The organism is Serratia fonticola (assembly GCF_001006005.1).
GTDB classification, from domain to species: domain Bacteria; phylum Pseudomonadota; class Gammaproteobacteria; order Enterobacterales; family Enterobacteriaceae; genus Chania; species Chania fonticola.
This window is the reverse complement of sequence record NZ_CP011254.1, coordinates 1,977,241-1,993,323: the sequence shown is the minus strand read 5'-3', so window position 1 is coordinate 1,993,323 and position 16,083 is coordinate 1,977,241. Positions and strand designations below refer to the sequence as shown.

16 protein-coding genes are annotated in these 16,083 nt (G+C 55.7%); 13 read left to right on the top strand and 3 right to left on the bottom strand.

Annotated elements, in window-relative coordinates:
* Positions 1 to 6: 6 nt before the first annotated feature.
* From WN53_RS08800 to WN53_RS08790, 3 genes are read right to left on the bottom strand one after another with little or no spacing between them, the layout of a single operon-like run.
* A complete protein-coding gene (locus tag WN53_RS08800; RefSeq protein WP_046808047.1) occupies positions 7 to 462 on the bottom strand; it encodes a tellurite resistance TerB family protein in 456 nt (151 codons plus the stop codon).
* 23 nt (positions 463 to 485) lie between these two features.
* Complete coding sequence (locus WN53_RS08795; protein WP_024485073.1) at positions 486 to 1,652, bottom strand: TerD family protein; 1,167 nt, start codon at positions 1,650 to 1,652, stop codon at positions 486 to 488.
* The gene (locus WN53_RS08790) at positions 1,652 to 2,239 is read right to left on the bottom strand and encodes a TerD family protein (RefSeq protein ID WP_024485074.1); all 588 of its coding nucleotides are present in this window, start codon (positions 2,237 to 2,239) and stop codon (positions 1,652 to 1,654) included. Before WN53_RS08790 ends, WN53_RS08795 begins: the two co-directional genes overlap by 1 nt.
* A gap of 325 nt (positions 2,240 to 2,564) precedes the next feature.
* On the opposite strand from WN53_RS08790, the gene WN53_RS08785 reads away from it, so the two are divergent.
* From WN53_RS08785 to WN53_RS08725, 13 genes are all read left to right on the top strand, one after another.
* Entirely contained in the window at positions 2,565 to 3,629 is a 1,065-nt protein-coding gene (locus WN53_RS08785) for an ATP-grasp domain-containing protein (RefSeq protein WP_024485075.1), read from the top strand.
* Positions 3,630 to 3,632: 3 nt separating this feature from the next.
* The gene (locus WN53_RS08780) at positions 3,633 to 4,763 is read left to right on the top strand and encodes a phosphoribosyltransferase domain-containing protein (RefSeq protein WP_024485076.1); all 1,131 of its coding nucleotides are present in this window, start codon (positions 3,633 to 3,635) and stop codon (positions 4,761 to 4,763) included.
* On the top strand, positions 4,756 to 5,529 hold the full coding sequence (locus WN53_RS08775) for an HAD family hydrolase (RefSeq protein WP_024485077.1): 774 nt from the start codon (positions 4,756 to 4,758) through the stop codon (positions 5,527 to 5,529). Before WN53_RS08780 ends, WN53_RS08775 begins: the two co-directional genes overlap by 8 nt.
* A gap of 1 nt (position 5,530) precedes the next feature.
* A complete protein-coding gene (locus WN53_RS08770) occupies positions 5,531 to 6,610 on the top strand; it encodes a cysteine protease StiP family protein (protein WP_024485078.1) in 1,080 nt (359 codons plus the stop codon).
* A complete protein-coding gene (locus WN53_RS08765) occupies positions 6,610 to 7,566 on the top strand; it encodes an HpcH/HpaI aldolase/citrate lyase family protein (RefSeq protein ID WP_024485079.1) in 957 nt (318 codons plus the stop codon). Before WN53_RS08770 ends, WN53_RS08765 begins: the two co-directional genes overlap by 1 nt.
* Before the next feature lie 2 nt (positions 7,567 to 7,568).
* Positions 7,569 to 8,042: an SMC-Scp complex subunit ScpB gene (locus WN53_RS08760; RefSeq protein WP_024485080.1), complete on the top strand. Its 474-nt coding sequence runs from the start codon at positions 7,569 to 7,571 to the stop codon at positions 8,040 to 8,042.
* Positions 8,043 to 8,292: 250 nt separating this feature from the next.
* Positions 8,293 to 9,252 (top strand): IS110 family RNA-guided transposase, encoded by a 960-nt coding sequence (locus WN53_RS08755; protein WP_046807998.1) that lies wholly within the window; start codon positions 8,293 to 8,295, stop codon positions 9,250 to 9,252.
* Between the two features lie 299 nt (positions 9,253 to 9,551).
* On the top strand, positions 9,552 to 10,190 hold the full coding sequence (locus WN53_RS08750; RefSeq protein WP_021807361.1) for a vWA domain-containing protein: 639 nt from the start codon (positions 9,552 to 9,554) through the stop codon (positions 10,188 to 10,190).
* A gap of 20 nt (positions 10,191 to 10,210) precedes the next feature.
* Positions 10,211 to 10,855: a TerD family protein gene (locus WN53_RS08745; RefSeq protein ID WP_024484436.1), complete on the top strand. Its 645-nt coding sequence runs from the start codon at positions 10,211 to 10,213 to the stop codon at positions 10,853 to 10,855.
* Positions 10,852 to 11,490 (top strand): vWA domain-containing protein, encoded by a 639-nt coding sequence (locus tag WN53_RS08740; protein WP_021807360.1) that lies wholly within the window; start codon positions 10,852 to 10,854, stop codon positions 11,488 to 11,490. Before WN53_RS08745 ends, WN53_RS08740 begins: the two co-directional genes overlap by 4 nt.
* Positions 11,491 to 11,729: 239 nt before the next feature.
* Positions 11,730 to 12,770 (top strand): TerY-C metal binding domain-containing protein, encoded by a 1,041-nt coding sequence (locus WN53_RS08735; protein WP_024484437.1) that lies wholly within the window; start codon positions 11,730 to 11,732, stop codon positions 12,768 to 12,770.
* On the top strand, positions 12,770 to 14,371 hold the full coding sequence (locus WN53_RS08730; protein WP_024484438.1) for a PP2C family serine/threonine-protein phosphatase: 1,602 nt from the start codon (positions 12,770 to 12,772) through the stop codon (positions 14,369 to 14,371). The genes WN53_RS08735 and WN53_RS08730 overlap by 1 nt, the downstream gene beginning before the upstream one ends.
* 30 nt (positions 14,372 to 14,401) lie before the next feature.
* A complete protein-coding gene (locus WN53_RS08725) occupies positions 14,402 to 15,901 on the top strand; it encodes a helix-hairpin-helix domain-containing protein (protein ID WP_024484439.1) in 1,500 nt (499 codons plus the stop codon).
* Positions 15,902 to 16,083 lie beyond the last annotated feature (182 nt).

Sequence of the window (16,083 nt, the reverse complement as noted above, 5' to 3'; positions counted from 1 at the left end):
ATTACATTAAAGACCGAATTCGGCCGCATCAAAGCCCAGAGCAGCCACGATTTCACGTACCGCTTTTTGCTCATCCTGGTCGAAGTCACCGTCGCTTTTGGCTACGGCGATACCCACACGGATGGCCAGTTGGGCCGCTTCCGGCTGATCTTTCAGCGCCAGGATATACTTCATGGTTTCGCCTTTGCCGATTTCGACATCGAACTCAAAGCTGGCGATCAGTTTGTTAAAGAATTCGATGACTTCAGAAGTCTCGAACACTTTCAGCTCATCAGATGCCTGGAGGAACCCAATCATCTTCTGTTTTTCTTCAGCGCTGACACCGCCGCTGGCCACGGAGATACGGGCGCACACAGCCACGGTACCCTGCATGAACTTTTTGTTCTTGAAACGGCTAACCTGCTTGGTCAGTTCGTCGCGGCTGGCACTGAATGCCCCTTTAACCTTGTTGAAAAAACTCATGGTGGAATCCTCTGTGAAATTGATTACTTTGACCCTGCTCTCCAGCTGAAACCCCAGCCGAAAGCCTGATCCATGTCACTGTGACCGTTAAAGAAGCGGTTAACACGCTCAACCTTGATGCTACCGTTCTCGTTAACCAGGCGCGCAATGGCACACATGTTGCGGTTGTTCTGGCCTTCCGACATGCGGGTTTCAATCGGTGGCTGGTCTGGCACGTGCAACGTCACCACGCCGTCCGTTTTATCCCAGCTCGCGACCCCTTCGTAGATAAAGGCATAAACCAGCACTTCGCGGATATGTTTCCATTCGCGCCCGTTGATATGCAGCCATTCGCCATCCGAGATATCACCGGTGCGGTCATCGCCTTGCAGTTGGACAAACGGCTCGCGGTTGTAGTCACCAAAACGCTTACCGAGCGCCTGGATCACCGTTTTTTCCCCGTTGGCCATTTCAACAAACGCCCCGAGATCGAGATCGACGCCCTTGTTCGAACTGAACATCGCCCGTAAACCCGTCGGGCCGCTGCCGCGATGCCAGTTCAGGTTGATACGGATTTCCCCAAAGTTATCCCGCTTGGTCAGGCTGATAGCCGGTTTTTCTTTGGTTAACGACACTTTGCTCAGGCTGATTTTGGCTGGCTCCGGCGTTGGGGCCGGTGCAGACGTTGGCGCAGGAGCCGCTGCCGGGGCAGGAGCATCAGACACATCCACACCAAAATGCTCAGCCAGCGGTTTCAGCCCGCCGTTGAAGCCCTGAGCGATAAAGCGGAACTTCCATTCGCTGTTGCGACGATAGAGCTCACCCAGGATCAAGGCGGCTTCCTGGCGGCCATTCAGCTCAACGGTACCCACCAGCAGCACTTCGTTATCCGCTTCAATCTGGACCAGCAAACGTTGCAGGCCAGCGACGGTTTGAGCCCCTTCACAGGTCACCGTAAAGGCGACTTTCTGCACGTCTGGGTGCAAGCGGCTGACGTCTACCGCGAAGTTGGAGTTATGACCTTCTTGGGTCAGGGCAACCGTGGCGTCATCGCTCTTGGGCTGACCATAAAAGATCATGTCCGCGTCGCCCTTCACTTTGCCATCGGCATACAGACGGAAAGCGGAGGCATCGACCGATGCGCCGGACAGCACGCGCACCGTTAATAATTTAGATGGAACTGGGGCATTGGCCCCCGGAGTCATATTCATTAGCGCACCACGGTAGCGACGATGTCTGCATGCATGTCATCAATGGTTCTGCCGCTGCAGGCTTTGCCATGCGCGGTAAAATCCCATTGGCCATTGTTACGACGAAGTGAAGCAATCACGATGCCGGTATGCGCGCCCTGCTCTTTCAGCTCATAACGCGCCAGTTCCTTTTTGGCCTGATCGACCACGCGGCAAAACGCGTTTTCCACATCGTTGAACGACTGCCCACGGAAGCTGTTGACGGTAAAGGCCAGGTATTCCACCTGAGCAGGCAGTTTTGCCAGCTCGACCAGGATGACTTCGTCATCGCCATCGCCTTCACCGGTCAGGTTGTCGCCGCTGTGCACCACTGCGCCGCAGCGAGACTTAAGCTGGCGGAACCAGATGGTGTCGAGGGTATTGCCATCTTTGTCCAACAATACGCAGCCAGCATCGAGATCGATGGCATCACTGCCGCCGCCGAACATTTTGCTCAGCAGACCGCCTTTCTTCTTGATCGGATCCCACCCCAGGCCGAAGTGCAGCTGGTTGATGGCAGATGACTGCTTGCTGAGCGAAACGGTCTGGTTCTTGGTTAATGACACCATGGTTTAAGTTCCTTCAAGTTGGTATTGAAAACAGTGATTTTTTTACACCAAATTCCATGAGTAGAAAATCATATCATGATGGTGTTCACGCACAACCCCATTTTTGCTGATCATCGAGCTTACTTTAGTTAAGCCTATATTTTTAATGAATTTATTTTTTATCACACAGGGTAACTTTTTGGCTACAAAATTCATTTTACGCCACTTTTCAACGTATCTTTTCACTTCTAGACTGACATCATGTTATGATTGACATCGCCATCGGGTGGCCTCAACCCACAGCGATCCTTTTAACCATCAAGCCTTGAACGGTAAAAATCAAAAAATGACACTCAAAATGTGGCTTATGGAAGGTTTATCTTCCCAGCGGGATATTATTCAGGGCATCGTTTCATTGGTGAAAGCCAAGCAAACTGCCGTGACGGTGGTTGCCTCACACCGTAATGAACGTAACGAGATCCTCTCCCAGGCAGACGTCGCCTTGTTCGAACCGAAAGAGGACGAACAGCGGCTACCCTTTATTCTGTCTACGGTGGAAAAGTGCGGCATCAATGCCATCCATACGGGCCGTAACACGCAGTGGTTCGAAGCTCATCGCCAACAGATCGAGGCTGCCGGTGTCACACTGACCACCGGTGCCACCAGCCAGGCCATGTTTGAGCTGGCCGACGACAAAGTGGCATTTGCCCAGGCCATGGAGCGGCATGGGTTGCCGGTCGTCCCCTCTCTGCGCATTGAGTCGGTGGCCGAGCTGCGCGATCTGATTAGCCGTTCCCCTTTCTCTGGCGCGCAGCTGTGCGTCAAACCGGTGAAGGGTATTTATGGCATGGGATTTTGGCGTTTTGATGAAAGCGTGGGCCCGATGGCCGCCTTTACCCATCCGGAAAACCGCAAAGTGAATCCACAGCGCTACCTCAGTGCTTTGGCGGACGCTGGCGAGTTTGAACCACTGGTGCTGATGCCTTACCTGCCTGGCCCTGAATACTCCGTCGACATGTTGGTTGATCGGGGCACCGTGCTGGCTGCCGTCGCACGTAAAAAAGAAGGGGCGCTGCAATATCTGGAAAACCACGGCGAGGCGTTTGAACTGGCTATTGCCTGTGCCACCGCGATGCAGGCCGATGGCCTGGTCAACGTGCAAACCCGCAACGACACCAGCGGGCGTCCGGTGCTGCTGGAAATCAACCTGCGCCCGTCTGGCGGTATCGGCTATACCCGTTTCAGCGGCGTCAATCTGCCGGGCCTGTTTGCCCTGTATAAGCTTGGCGTAATGAGCCAGCAGGAAGTGATTGATGAGGCTAAATCTGCATTCTCCCCAGCGATCGTCCGTTCTATTACCGATGTCGTCAGATATCACCCCGAGCTCGACAACCTGCTGGTGAAGGACTAACCCATGCTAAATACCTATTCCCGCACGCTGTCCTGCGGCACGCTGAAAGTAACCCCAACGGGCGGCACGATCGCGCTGGATGATCTGTTTGACGTAGCCGAAAGGCGCAACCCGAAACGCGCGTTTCTGTTCGTCAGCAAGGTGCTGGGCCGCCATATTCCGGTGAAGCCGAGCGTCATGCGCGCCGTCTATCAGCAATTGGCCGCGCTGTTCCCGGCCTGTGATCAAGGCCCGGTGCTGTTTATCGGCATGGCGGAAACCGCCGTCGGCTTCGGTGCTGGCGTGTTTGACGAAGTCCGGGGCAGCGTTAGCGACCCGGTATACCTCACCTCCACCCGTCACCCGGTAGAAGGGGGCGAGCTGCTGTGCGAATTCAAAGAAAACCACAGCCACGCCACGGACCATCTGCTTTATCTGCCCCAGGATGCCGAGCTGCGCCGACGCGTACTGGAAGCTAAAACCGTCGTGCTGATCGACGATGAGGCCACCACCGGCAACACCTTCATCAACCTGCTCCAGGCTTTACAGCAGGATGCCGGGTTACACAACATTGCCCGCGCCATCACCGTTACGCTGACCGACTGGAGCGGCGACGCCCTCGCCCAACGCAGCCCAATCCCTATCCAGTATGTGTCACTGGTTCAGGGTGACTGGCACTGGGAAAAAAATCCCGATGCTCCGGTGCCGGTGATGCCAGCCGTCAACGTTACCGCTACCGGCAGCGTGCCGATCACCGGTAAACAAAGCTGGGGCCGTTTGGGCATCTCATCGCCAAGTGCGGATCTGGGGCGCGATATTCAGACGCATCCAGGGGAGAAATTGCTGGTGCTGGGCAGCAGCGAGTTTGTCTGGGAGCCCTTCCTGCTGGCTGAACGCCTGGAAAAACAGGGGGCCGAGGTTAAATTCAGCTCCACCACCCGTTCGCCGATTGCCACCGGATTCGCTATCCAGTCCGCCATCGCCTTTGGCGATAACTATGGGCTGGGCATCCCCAACTTTGTCTACAACGTGGCCCACCAGCAGTTTGACCGGATCCTGTTGTGCATCGAAACCCCCGCGGCAAGCGTTGATCCCGCGTTAATTGAGGCGTTAAAACAGGTCGCCCCTAGCGTTGAGGTCGTAAGCTATGAATAAGCCGGTCATTTTCTCCGATCTGGACGACACCCTGTTCCAGACACGCCGCAAGATGGTCGATGAACTCGACCTGGCCCCGTATCGCACCGGCGCCTTGGATCGTAGCCTTGAGCCACGCAGCTTTATGACCGAAGAGCAGTCGATGCTGGTGGACTGGATGCTGGAGCATGCGGAGCTAATCCCGGTAACCGCACGTGGCACCGAAGAGATTGCCCGGGTGAGTATCCCGTTCAAGTCATGGGCGGTTACCACGCACGGTGCGGTGATCCTCAACCCACAAGGACAAGCGGACGCGGCATGGCAAGCGTTGATGCTGGAAAAACTGCAACCTTATGCTGCTAACCTGCTGGCGATGCAACGCAAGATCACCGAGCTGATGGCCGAACGCAACATCAATGGCTGGGCGCGTATCAACTATGAATACGGCGACACGCCGGTCTATCTGGTGATGAAACACCGCGATAGCACCCGCCTGGACGAGCTTTACGCCATCGCCGATGAGATTGAGCAGCTATTCCCCACTGAAGGCTATTACGTCCACCGTAACAGCAACAACGTTGCCTGGTTGCCGACCGTGGTAGAGAAGGGGCTGGCCGTGACCTTCCTGCTGGAAAAACTGCGCCTTGAGCGCGGCGTGTTCCCGGTTATCGGGTTGGGCGACAGCCTCAGCGATCATCGTTTTATGAAGCTTTGCACCTGGTTTGGCCTGCCGCGCCAGAGCCAGTTCGCCGAAGCGATCTCCCGCCATATTTTCGGAGAGCAGTAATATGTCTGATTTTGTGCCCTTTTCCGGCTCATACCTGCCCGAGGACGTTCACTTTCTGCTGCAACCGGTAGAAATGGAAATGACGCCGGTCGATCAGAAAGAACAGCTGATCCAGTCCGGTGCCCGTCACTACTCGGAGATGTTGAGCCAGGAACCGGAGCCGACCCCTTCACACCTCGACCTGTTTGCCCGCGCACTCGATCAGGGAGCAGGACGCCTGGCAAAAGAAGTCTCGATGCTGGCCCTTGCGCTGATTGAACGGTTCGGCGATACGCCGATAGTTCTGGCCAGCCTGGTGCGTGCCGGTGTTCCTCTAGGGGTGATGCTCCAGCAAACGCTGCGAGCCATGGGTAAAGAGTCGTATCACTACGGCATCAGTATCATCCGCGACCGGGGCATCGACTCGGTGGCACTCGACTGGATCGAGGCGCGCCACGGTACCGAAGGGATAGTCTTTGTCGATGGCTGGACGGGCAAGGGAGCCATTACCGGCGAACTGATCCGCTCCCTCAACAACCGGCCTGGCTATCCTGCCCAGCCCCGCCTGGTAGTGCTTGCCGATCCCTGTGGGTGTTCGTGGCTGGCAGCCAGCGACGACGACTGGCTGATCCCGTTTGGCATTATGGGCGCGCCGGTTTCCGGCATGATCTCACGCTCCATCTGGTCAAATGAAGGCCTGCACGGCTGTGTACAATGCGATCATCTCGCCCAGTTTGAATGCAGCCGTCTGCTGGTGGATACCGTGGCACAGTATCGCGCTACGCTAGACACAGCGGCGCTTGAGCCCTGCACACAGGATGCAGAGAGAAAGGCTTACCTGAAACAACAAAGTGAGCAGGTGGTTAACCACCTCGCCGAAAAATATCAGGTTGCCAGCATTAACCGAATTAAACCAGGGATCGCAGAGGCTACGCGCGCTGTGCTACGCAGAGTACCGGATCACGTCTTGGTCCGTGCGGTAGACGATCCCGACGTCGCGCTGCTGGTCTATCTGGCACGTGAAAAGGGGCTGACCATTACCGAAGTCGGTGATGAGATCGGGCAGTACCGTGCGGTAACCATTATCAAGAAGGTGCTCTAATGAACCAACGACTTTCCCCTTGGCGGCTGGGTGCTTCACTCTATATGCCCGCCACCAGAACCGATATCGCCGATACGATCCTCAATAACAAGATCGCCGGTTTACGCTCGCTGATCGTCTGCCTGGAAGACGCGGTCAGCGACGAAGATATTCCCCAGGCGCTGGACAACCTGCGCGAACTCACCCAGACGTTGGCCCAGGCCAAGGCCGCGGAGGGCAATGACCACTGGCCGCTGGTGTTCGTACGGCCTCGCCATAAAGAAATGGGTAAACAACTGCTGGCGAGCATGGATTTCAGCGCGGTGGACGGCTTTGTGCTGCCCAAATTCACACTGGCTTCGCTGCCTTACTGGTGGAACATGATGCAGGACTCGCACCTGTGTATGATGCCCACGCTCGAGACAGAAGAAGTGTTTGATGTGGTGCAAATGCGTGAGTTAGCCAACACCCTGCATCACCATCCGTGCTATCGGCGCATCATCGCCCTGCGTATCGGTGGCAACGATCTGATGAACGTGGTGGCACTCAGAAGGCCGCGCAACCTGACGCTGTATGACGGCCCGATGGGCTATGTGATCAAAATGCTGGTCGCCGTGTTTTCCCCGCGTGATTTCGCCCTGACGGCACCGGTTTGCGAGCATATTGACGATCATCAGATTATGGATAAGGAATTGGCGCTCGATATCGCCCATGGCCTGGTCGGCAAGACGGCGATCCATCCGAATCAGATCGGCAAGATCGAAAAGGCGTTGATGGTGCAGGCCAACGATCATACCGATGCGCTGAGGATCCTTAACTCCTCACAGGCGGTGTTTAAATCGCAGGGAACCATGTGCGAGCCCGCAACCCATCGCCGCTGGGCGTCAGAAATCCTGGCGCGCGCTCAGGTATATGGAATTGCCAACGAGTCATCTCAGGAAAGCCACCGGTTTAGCATCAACGCAGGCAGTCATTAATCATGCAACTCAATACGCGACAGGCACGGATCTATAAGCTGGCCATTTTACTCAGTGCGGGTAAACCCGTATCCGCAGACAAGATCATCACTGAGTTAGACTGCTCGGGGCCAACCCTGACACGCGTGCTTAAGGAATTGAGGGAATCCTACGAGGCGGAGATCAAATACCGCAAGGCCACTCACTCCTATCAGTTGACTGCATCTGGGCATTTAGACAAGAAGACGTTTCGCCGTATGCAAGATGCGCTGGCGGCTAACTCGGAGCTGAAGACCAGCGAAACCGTCAGCCGGGTCTATCTGGATAAAGAGAAGAAGAAAGCCGTGTCGCTGTCATTGAAAATGTCGGTGCTACGCAAAATCGATCGCTTATCCAGAGTGACGGAAACGACCCGCAGCGAAGCGGTGGATATGGTTGTTGAGCGCTGTATCGATGACCTGGTGCGCAGCATTCAGGCCAGCAAGCAGAAGCCGTAATACCGTCCCCTCACCCTAACCCTTATGTCTTGATCTTCTCCGCCTTAGCGGAGAAGATCCCCGACTGATCATCGGGAGATAGCCGGTGAGCTCCCCCTAACCCTAGTGCCTATGAGCCCGTGGGAGAGATTGTGCCCCGGCTGTCTATTTCCCTGTCGCCTTCTAGACCGAACGGTATCCTGTGCCTATGAGCACCCACATATAAGGATGGTCCGGCGATAAATTTCAGACATGGTTATGGAGTGCCATAATGCGTAGAACCCCTGTCGGCGTTGATATCGCCAAACACAAATTTGATGTCGCCGTACTGCTGGACAATCAGAAGTATAAAACCAAAAAGTTTGCCAATACCCCTTCTGGATGCCGCGAGTTCGCAGCCTGGTTGAGCCGCTTTGGCGACTGTCATGTCTGTATGGAAGCCACCGGGAGCTACAGTACGGAACTGGCCACTTATCTGGCAGACAACAACTACCACGTCAGTCTGATGAACCCGGCGTGTATCCATTCCTTCGGCAATACAGAACTGGCCCGGAACAAAACGGACAAAAGCGATGCAGCGATGATAGCCCGCTACTGCGCACTGCATCAGCCTGACCCGTGGTTCCCAGCCCCGTTGAGCGAACGCCAGTTGACCGCGTTGGTCAGGCATCTTAAGAACCTGGAAGAGATGCGTCAGATGGAAGAAAATCGCCTGGAGGTGGCCGAAGCAGTCATCGTCCCTTCACTCAATGAGCACATCGCCACGTTGGATGAACTGATACGAGAAACGAAGAAGAAAATCAGTCAGCACATCGATGATAACCCTGACCTGAAACGGGACAGCGAGTTGCTAAAAAGTATCCCTGGAGTGGGAGAGATGCTGAGCTCCAGCCTGCTGGCCTTCGCAGGAAACCTGCGTCGGTTCACCAGCAGCAAGGCCCTGGTAGCGTACGCAGGACTGAATCCACAGCGATGTGAGTCGGGGATGTTTAAAGGGAAAAGCCGGTTATCGAAAGTGGGACACGGTGAGCTACGAAGCGCGTTATACATGCCCGCGGTGGTGGCAAGCCAATACAATGTTGTGGTTAAAGACTTAACAGAAAGGCTGAAGTTGCGTGGGAAATCGGGCAAAGAGAGAGTGTGTGCGGCGATGCGAAAACTGCTGCAACTGGCCTATGGTGTGGTGAAATCAGGAAAGACATTTAATGCGGAAATACCGCTTGCCGGATAGCCGACAAGACGGTATCTCTCCCACAGGGAGAGGGGACCGATCGAGTAGATCTGAAAGCTCGGTAACGCACCTTGGATAAGGGGACCGATCGAATTTCCTCTTTACTTCCAAGTTAAAGATCAACTCCCGCCCCCGACCACAACTCCGCGCGGGCTCCCTCTCCCTATGGGAGAGGGTCGGGGTGAGGGGATAAAGCGATCGCAAAATCAACAAATCCACTCCTGCAAACGTGGGTATTTCTGTTGAGATAACGACCAGAACACTTATTATGTAAACTCGGCACTCAATAAGGGAATACGATGAGAAGACTTCCGGTCTATCTGTTACTTGATACTTCGGGCTCCATGACGGGCGAACCCATTGAAGCGGTCAAAAATGGGGTGCAAACGCTGCTCTCCACCCTGCGACAAGATCCCTACGCCCTTGAAACCGCCTATGTTTCCGTGATCACCTTCGATTCTTCCGCACGCCAGGCAGTGCCCCTCACCGATCTGCTGAGCTTCAAGCTGCCAGAACTGGTGGCCAGCGGCACCACTGCGCTGGGTGAGGCCCTCTCACTGGTCGCCACCAGCATCAGCAACGAAGTGCAGAAAACCACCGCCGAGACCAAAGGTGATTGGCGCCCGCTGGTGTTCATCATGACCGATGGCTCGCCAACGGATGACTGGCGCAAAGGCGTCAGCGACTTTAAAGCCGCCAGAACCGGCGTGGTCGTTGCCTGTGCCGCTGGCCACAGTGCCGAAACCAAAGTACTACAAGAAATCACCGAGATCGTGCTCCAGCTGGATACGGCGGACTCCACCTCGATCAAAGCCTTCTTTAAATGGGTGTCGGCCAGCATTTCCGTCGGCAGCCAGAAAGTCGAGTCAGGTAAAAAGGAAGTTATTGGCCTGGACGATTTACCGCCACCACCACCCGAAGTTAACGTTGTTCTATAAAACATTTTCAAGGAGATTTTATGTCAGTCAGTTTGCGTAAAGGACAAAGCGTCAGCCTGCGTAAAAACGAACACGACCTTTCCTCAGTCACCATTGGGCTCGGCTGGGATATCAATGAAGAGAAGAAAGGTTTGCTGGGTGGTCTGTTTGGCAAGAAAGAGCCGGAGTATGATCTCGACGTCATCGCCTTCCTGTGTAATGCCCAAGGCAAAGTCGCCGATCTGGGTGATGTGGAGAACGGCCGACCTTCACTGGTTAACGGGGACATCATTTTCTTCAACAGCCTGCGCCATAAGTCTGGCCACATCTGGCTGACCGGCGATAACCGTACCGGTGCGGGCGATGGTGATGACGAGCAGATTATCGCCCAGTTGAACTCCCTCGATCCCAAGTACGAAAAAATCGTTTTCATCGTGCAGATTTATAACGGCCAGGAGCTGAAGCAGCACTTCGGCAAGGTGCAAAACGCCTTTATCCGTGCGGTGGATGCCAAAAACGTGGAAATGGCGCGTTTCGATCTTTCGGGCGGGGCCGCCTTTGATGGCCAGCGTTCCATGCTGTTTGCCGAGCTGGTGCGTGAAAGCACGGGCTGGAAGTTGAACGCCATTGGCGAACCTTCCGAGTCCGACTCCTTCGTGTCCCACTTGAAGAACTACCTGCAATGAGAAGATTACCCGTTTACCTGTTGATTGATACCTCCGGGTCGATGCGCGGGGAATCTATCCATGCCGTTAACGTGGGCATTCAGTCAATGATGAGCGCGCTGCGCCAGGATCCGTATGCGCTGGAAAGCGTGCATATCTCCATCATCACCTTTGATAACGAAGCCCGGGAGTTTATCCCGCTAACCTCATTGGAAGAGTTCCAGTTCAGCGACATTGTCGTCCCCAGCGCGGGTGGCACCTTCACCGGGGCCGCGCTTGAGTGCCTGATCAAATGTGTCGATCGGGATATCCACCGCTCCGATGGCGACCAGAAAGGCGACTGGCGGCCACTGGTCTTCCTGATGACCGATGGCACCCCGTCAGACAGCTATGCCTATGGCGAGGCGATCAAAGAAGTCAAAAAACGTTCCTTCGGCTCCATTATCGCCTGTGCGGTCGGGCCGAAGGCCAAACATGAACACCTCAAGCAACTGACCTCTCAGGTTGTGGCTCTCGAAACTCTGGATTCAACGGCATTTTCCGGCTTCTTCAAATGGGTGTCGGCCAGCGTCGCGTCAGGCAGTTCCAGTGCGGGTGTTAACGCCGGGCAGGATAACCTCCCACCACCACCACCGGAAATACAGCTGGTTCTGTAGCCAACAGGCAAAGCTTGAGACTGCGGTCACTGGACTCACAACGTAGGGGCGCTGCATGCTGCGCCCGTTTGGATAATCAATGAGTTAGCAAAGGTCACACAGCGCAACTCCTACAAATTCAGCAACGTTGCCAGTTTGTCATCAATCTGAGACAAAGCCTCTACCCGGAGCTTTGCCTGTTTTTTCATTGCCCCATGACGCGCATTGCAAGACGCATCCGCCTGACGAGGTTTTTAACCATGAGAAGACTGCCCATCTTCCTGGTCTTGGACTGCTCAGAGTCCATGATCGGGGAAAGCCTGAAGAAAATGAATGATGGCCTGCAAAGGATCGTCAGCGACCTGAAAAAGGATCCCCACGCGCTTGAGACCGCCTGGATATCGGTGATTGCCTTCGCCGGGGTGGCAAAAACCATCGTACCGCTGGTGGAGGTGGTGTCGTTTTATCCCCCTCGCCTGCCGATCGGCGGCGGTACCAACCTGGGCGCGGCATTGCGGGAACTCACCCGTCAGTTGGATCAACAGGTCAGAAAAACCACCCAGGAACGCAAAGGCGACTGGAAACCGGTGGTGTACTTACTCACCGATGGTCGCCCAACGGACGATACCGCCCCCGAAATCAGGCGCTGGAAAGAAAACTACGCCAATAAGGTCAACCTGATCGCCATCGGCCTTGGCCCTTCGGCGGATATGAACATCCTGCGGCAACTGACCGACAACGTCCTACTGTTCACCGACAGTCAGGAAGGGGATTTCGCCCAGTTCATTAAGTGGATCACCGCGTCTGTCTCTGCGCACAGCCGCAGCGTGGGGGAAGATGCACCTCCGCTGCTCACCCACACCGACCACATTGTGCGGCTGGCCAAAGACGATATTGCCAGAGCCTACGACGAAAACTGCGTCACCCTGACGGGCCGTTGCAGCAAATCACGCCGCCCTTATCTGATGAAATACGAACGCCCGGCCATCAACCTCTCCTCGCTGGATTTCAAGCTCAATATCAACGGCTTCAACCTCAACGGCTGCTTCCCGATCGATGAGGATTATTTTGCCTGGAGCGACGAATCGGCATCCGCCATTCAGGTCAATACCAGCGAACTGCACGGCGTGCCGGGTTGCCCGTACTGCGGCAATGCCAGCGCCTTTGCAATGTGTACCTGCGGCAAGCTGTTGTGCGTCAACGGGCCCGATGACGTTATCTGCCCGTGGTGCGATAAGGGGCTGACGTTCAGGGAAAACGGCGGCGACTCTGATTTTGACGTGACGCGAGGGAAAGGCTGATGCAAGACGTGGAGAAACTGCGCCAGAACGTACTCATGCTGATCCTGGCAGAAACGGGCGCAACGACGGATGACGCCCAGCTTGCCAGCCTGCAAGCCGATGATGAGATCGGCACCTTGCTGACCAACCTCATCACCAAAGTGACGGCCAAGACCCCCGCAACGGTTGAGACAACAGAAGCTCCGCCGTTGGTTGCCAATGACGATACCTTGGCCGACGAACCTAAAGTGGTCCTCACCAAGAGCGATGACATCCCCGTTGCCGCCCCAGAAACCGCAGATCTGCCAACACCAGTCGACTGGCAGAAAGCACCGTTTGAGCCGCTGGAAGTGCAAGGAGATGCCACATTGCCTGAAGAAACCGCCAAAGAAAACCTGAAGCCAGGCCAGATCCCGTCCGGCACCGCTACCCCGATTAGCACGCCGCAGAACATTCAGCCGCAGGCAAAAATCAACGTGGCCAATGCCCGTACCGGCGTCCCCTTCCACTCTGAAATCGATATCGTGCTGGATGATGGTACGACTGCCGAAGTGCTGGCCGTCGCGTTCTCCAAAGATATCGGCATCACCTTTGATCCGGCGACCTCTTCACTGGCAGGAACTGCCACCGAAAGCGGCGATTTTGACATCACGGTCACCTGGTCTTGCCCCACTGCACCGCAATGCTCCACCCAAGTCCCCTTTATCGTTAACCCCGACCCGCGCAGCCTGTGGAAAATCCTCGAGCCGCCTGCCGATTCACGCTATTTCAAACCGCATGTCGCCCATCAGCAGATCCTGGAGCCTGGCGTGAACATCGTGGCAGCCAGCCGCAGGGGGCGTTCCCATGAGCATGCGGGCACCTTCCGGGATGATGACTTTTACATCGCCAGCAATAGCAACACCGGTTGGAATATACTGCTGGTAGCCGACGGAGCCGGTAGCGCTAAAAACTCGCGCGAGGGCTCGCGTATCGCGACTCAAACCGTGGGCGACTACCTGACTACCCTGTTGAATAGCGACAAAGGGCTGGAACTCAAAGCCTGCGTTGAAAACTGGGGAACTGACGATCAACGGATAGTCTGGGAAGCGTTTAATCGCCTGTTCCGCCAGGCCGCGATCATGGCCGTCAACAATATCAGCAATGAATCCATCCGGGCCGAAGAGAGCGCCAAATCCTATTCCACCACGCTGCTGGTCACCGTTTCCTTCCGTACCGGGGCCGAGCTGTTCGCCGCCTCATTCTGGTTGGGCGACGGTGCCATTGCGGCCTACGGGCCAGTGGGCAAAGTGCGCGTACTGGGCACGCCAGACAGCGGTGAGTATGCGGGCCAAACGCGTTTCCTGGATGCCGATGCGGTGAACGATACGAACTTCAGTAAGCGCATCAGCATCGGTAAATGGACCGAGGTCTCTCATCTGGTGCTGATGACCGACGGCGTCTCCGATCCCCGGTTTGAAACAGATAACGGCCTGCAAAATAGCCAGAAGTGGGATGACCTGATCGCGGAGCTGACGCCCTGCCTGAGCGATCCCTCGCAACCCGCAGAGCGGCTGGCCGAATGGCTGAACTTCTTCTCCCCGGGCAATCACGACGATCGGACCCTTATCGTGGCGTGGTGAATGGATTGGACTACATAGCGGGTGAGTAAAATGGCAAATATCGTTACCTGTACCACCAGGGATGGCGAAACCATCCAGTATGTCGATGAGATCATCGGCTCCGGCTCCATGAAGGACGTCTACTTTTCGCCGGATAAGTCATACGTAGTGGCGTTCTATAAAAAGCCGCAGAACGAGCAGGCGAAAGAACGCATCGAGATGATCACTGGCCGCTACCGGCAGAACATCTTTGAGCAAGCCGGTGGCGATTACTGGCAAGGGCTGTTTTGTTGGCCCACCAGCATAGTGGAACACGACGGCAAGATCGGCATCGTGGTGCCCACCTACCAGAGCCACTTCTTCTTTAAGTACGGCTCCAAGAATAACGACTTCCTGGGGATTAAAGGCCGCGAGAAGGAAGGTAAATGGTTTGCCAGCGCCAATAACCAGAACAAGTTCCTGGATCCGCGCGAACGCGGCAACACCCTGAATTACCTGAAGGTCTGCTTGCTGCTGACCCGGGCAGTCCGGCGTATGCACGCCGCGGGCCTGTGCCACAGCGATCTGAGCTATAAAAACGTGCTGATCGACCCCGAGCAGGGCCACGCCTGTATCATCGACGTCGACGGGCTGGTGGTACCAGGTAAATACCCCCCAGACGTGGTCGGCACGCCGGACTTTATTGCCCCGGAAGTGGTGAAAACCAGCCATCTGCCGAAAGAAGATCCGCAGCGCATACTACCAAGCATTGCCACCGACAGGCACGCATTATCCGTGCTGATCTACATGTACCTGTTCTTCCGCCACCCGCTGCGCGGCGGCAAGATCCATGACATGGACGACGAGATGCGCGATGAATCGTTGGCCATGGGTGAACGGGCGCTGTTTATTGAACACCCGACCGATCACAGCAACGCGGTCAAACTCAACCAGGTCAGCCCTTCTTCGCTACCTTGGGCCGATCCGCAGAAAGTGCCCTACACCATTATGGGCCCCTACCTGACGCCGCTGTTTGAAAGGGCGTTTATTGAAGGCCTGCACGAGCCCACAAGACGGCCAACTGCCGACGAGTGGGAAACGGCGCTGGTGAAAACGGTCGATCTGATCCAGCCGTGTCAAAACACTGCCTGCGAGCAGAAATGGTATGTGTTCTCCGGTAAAAATCGCCCGGCCTGCCCGTATTGCGGTACACCGTTCAAGGGTAAGCTGCCGATCCTGAACCTTTACTCCTCGCGTAAAGCCGGGAGCTTCCGCCCCGACGATCATCGCCTGATGGTATGGAGCGGCCAGTCGATTTATGCCTGGCACGTTAACCGCCTGATCGCCCCCAACGAACGTACGCCAGACGCGCAGAAAAAACGCGTGGGCTATTTCGTGTTCCATAACGATCAGTGGTGGCTGGTGAATGAAGGCATCAGCGGGCTGCTCTCCTTGCCGGATAAGACCCCGGTGGCGATCGGTGACAAGCTGGCACTGAACGATGGGGTTCAGTTTGTGCTTTCCACCGAAGAAGGCGGCAGGCTGGTGGTGGTGCAGTTGGTGGAGAACTAGCTGCACAGGCCCCTCACCCTAACCCTCTCCCACAGGGAGAGGGAACCGATCGAGTTCGCTGATCAGTCTGCGTAATACCTTATCTTTTTGTTCCTCCTCACTACATTCCGAAGCCGCGAGAACTCATCAAAAACTCCGGGTAGCTCCCTCACATCGTCTCGCCATTGGGACAGTCAAACCCA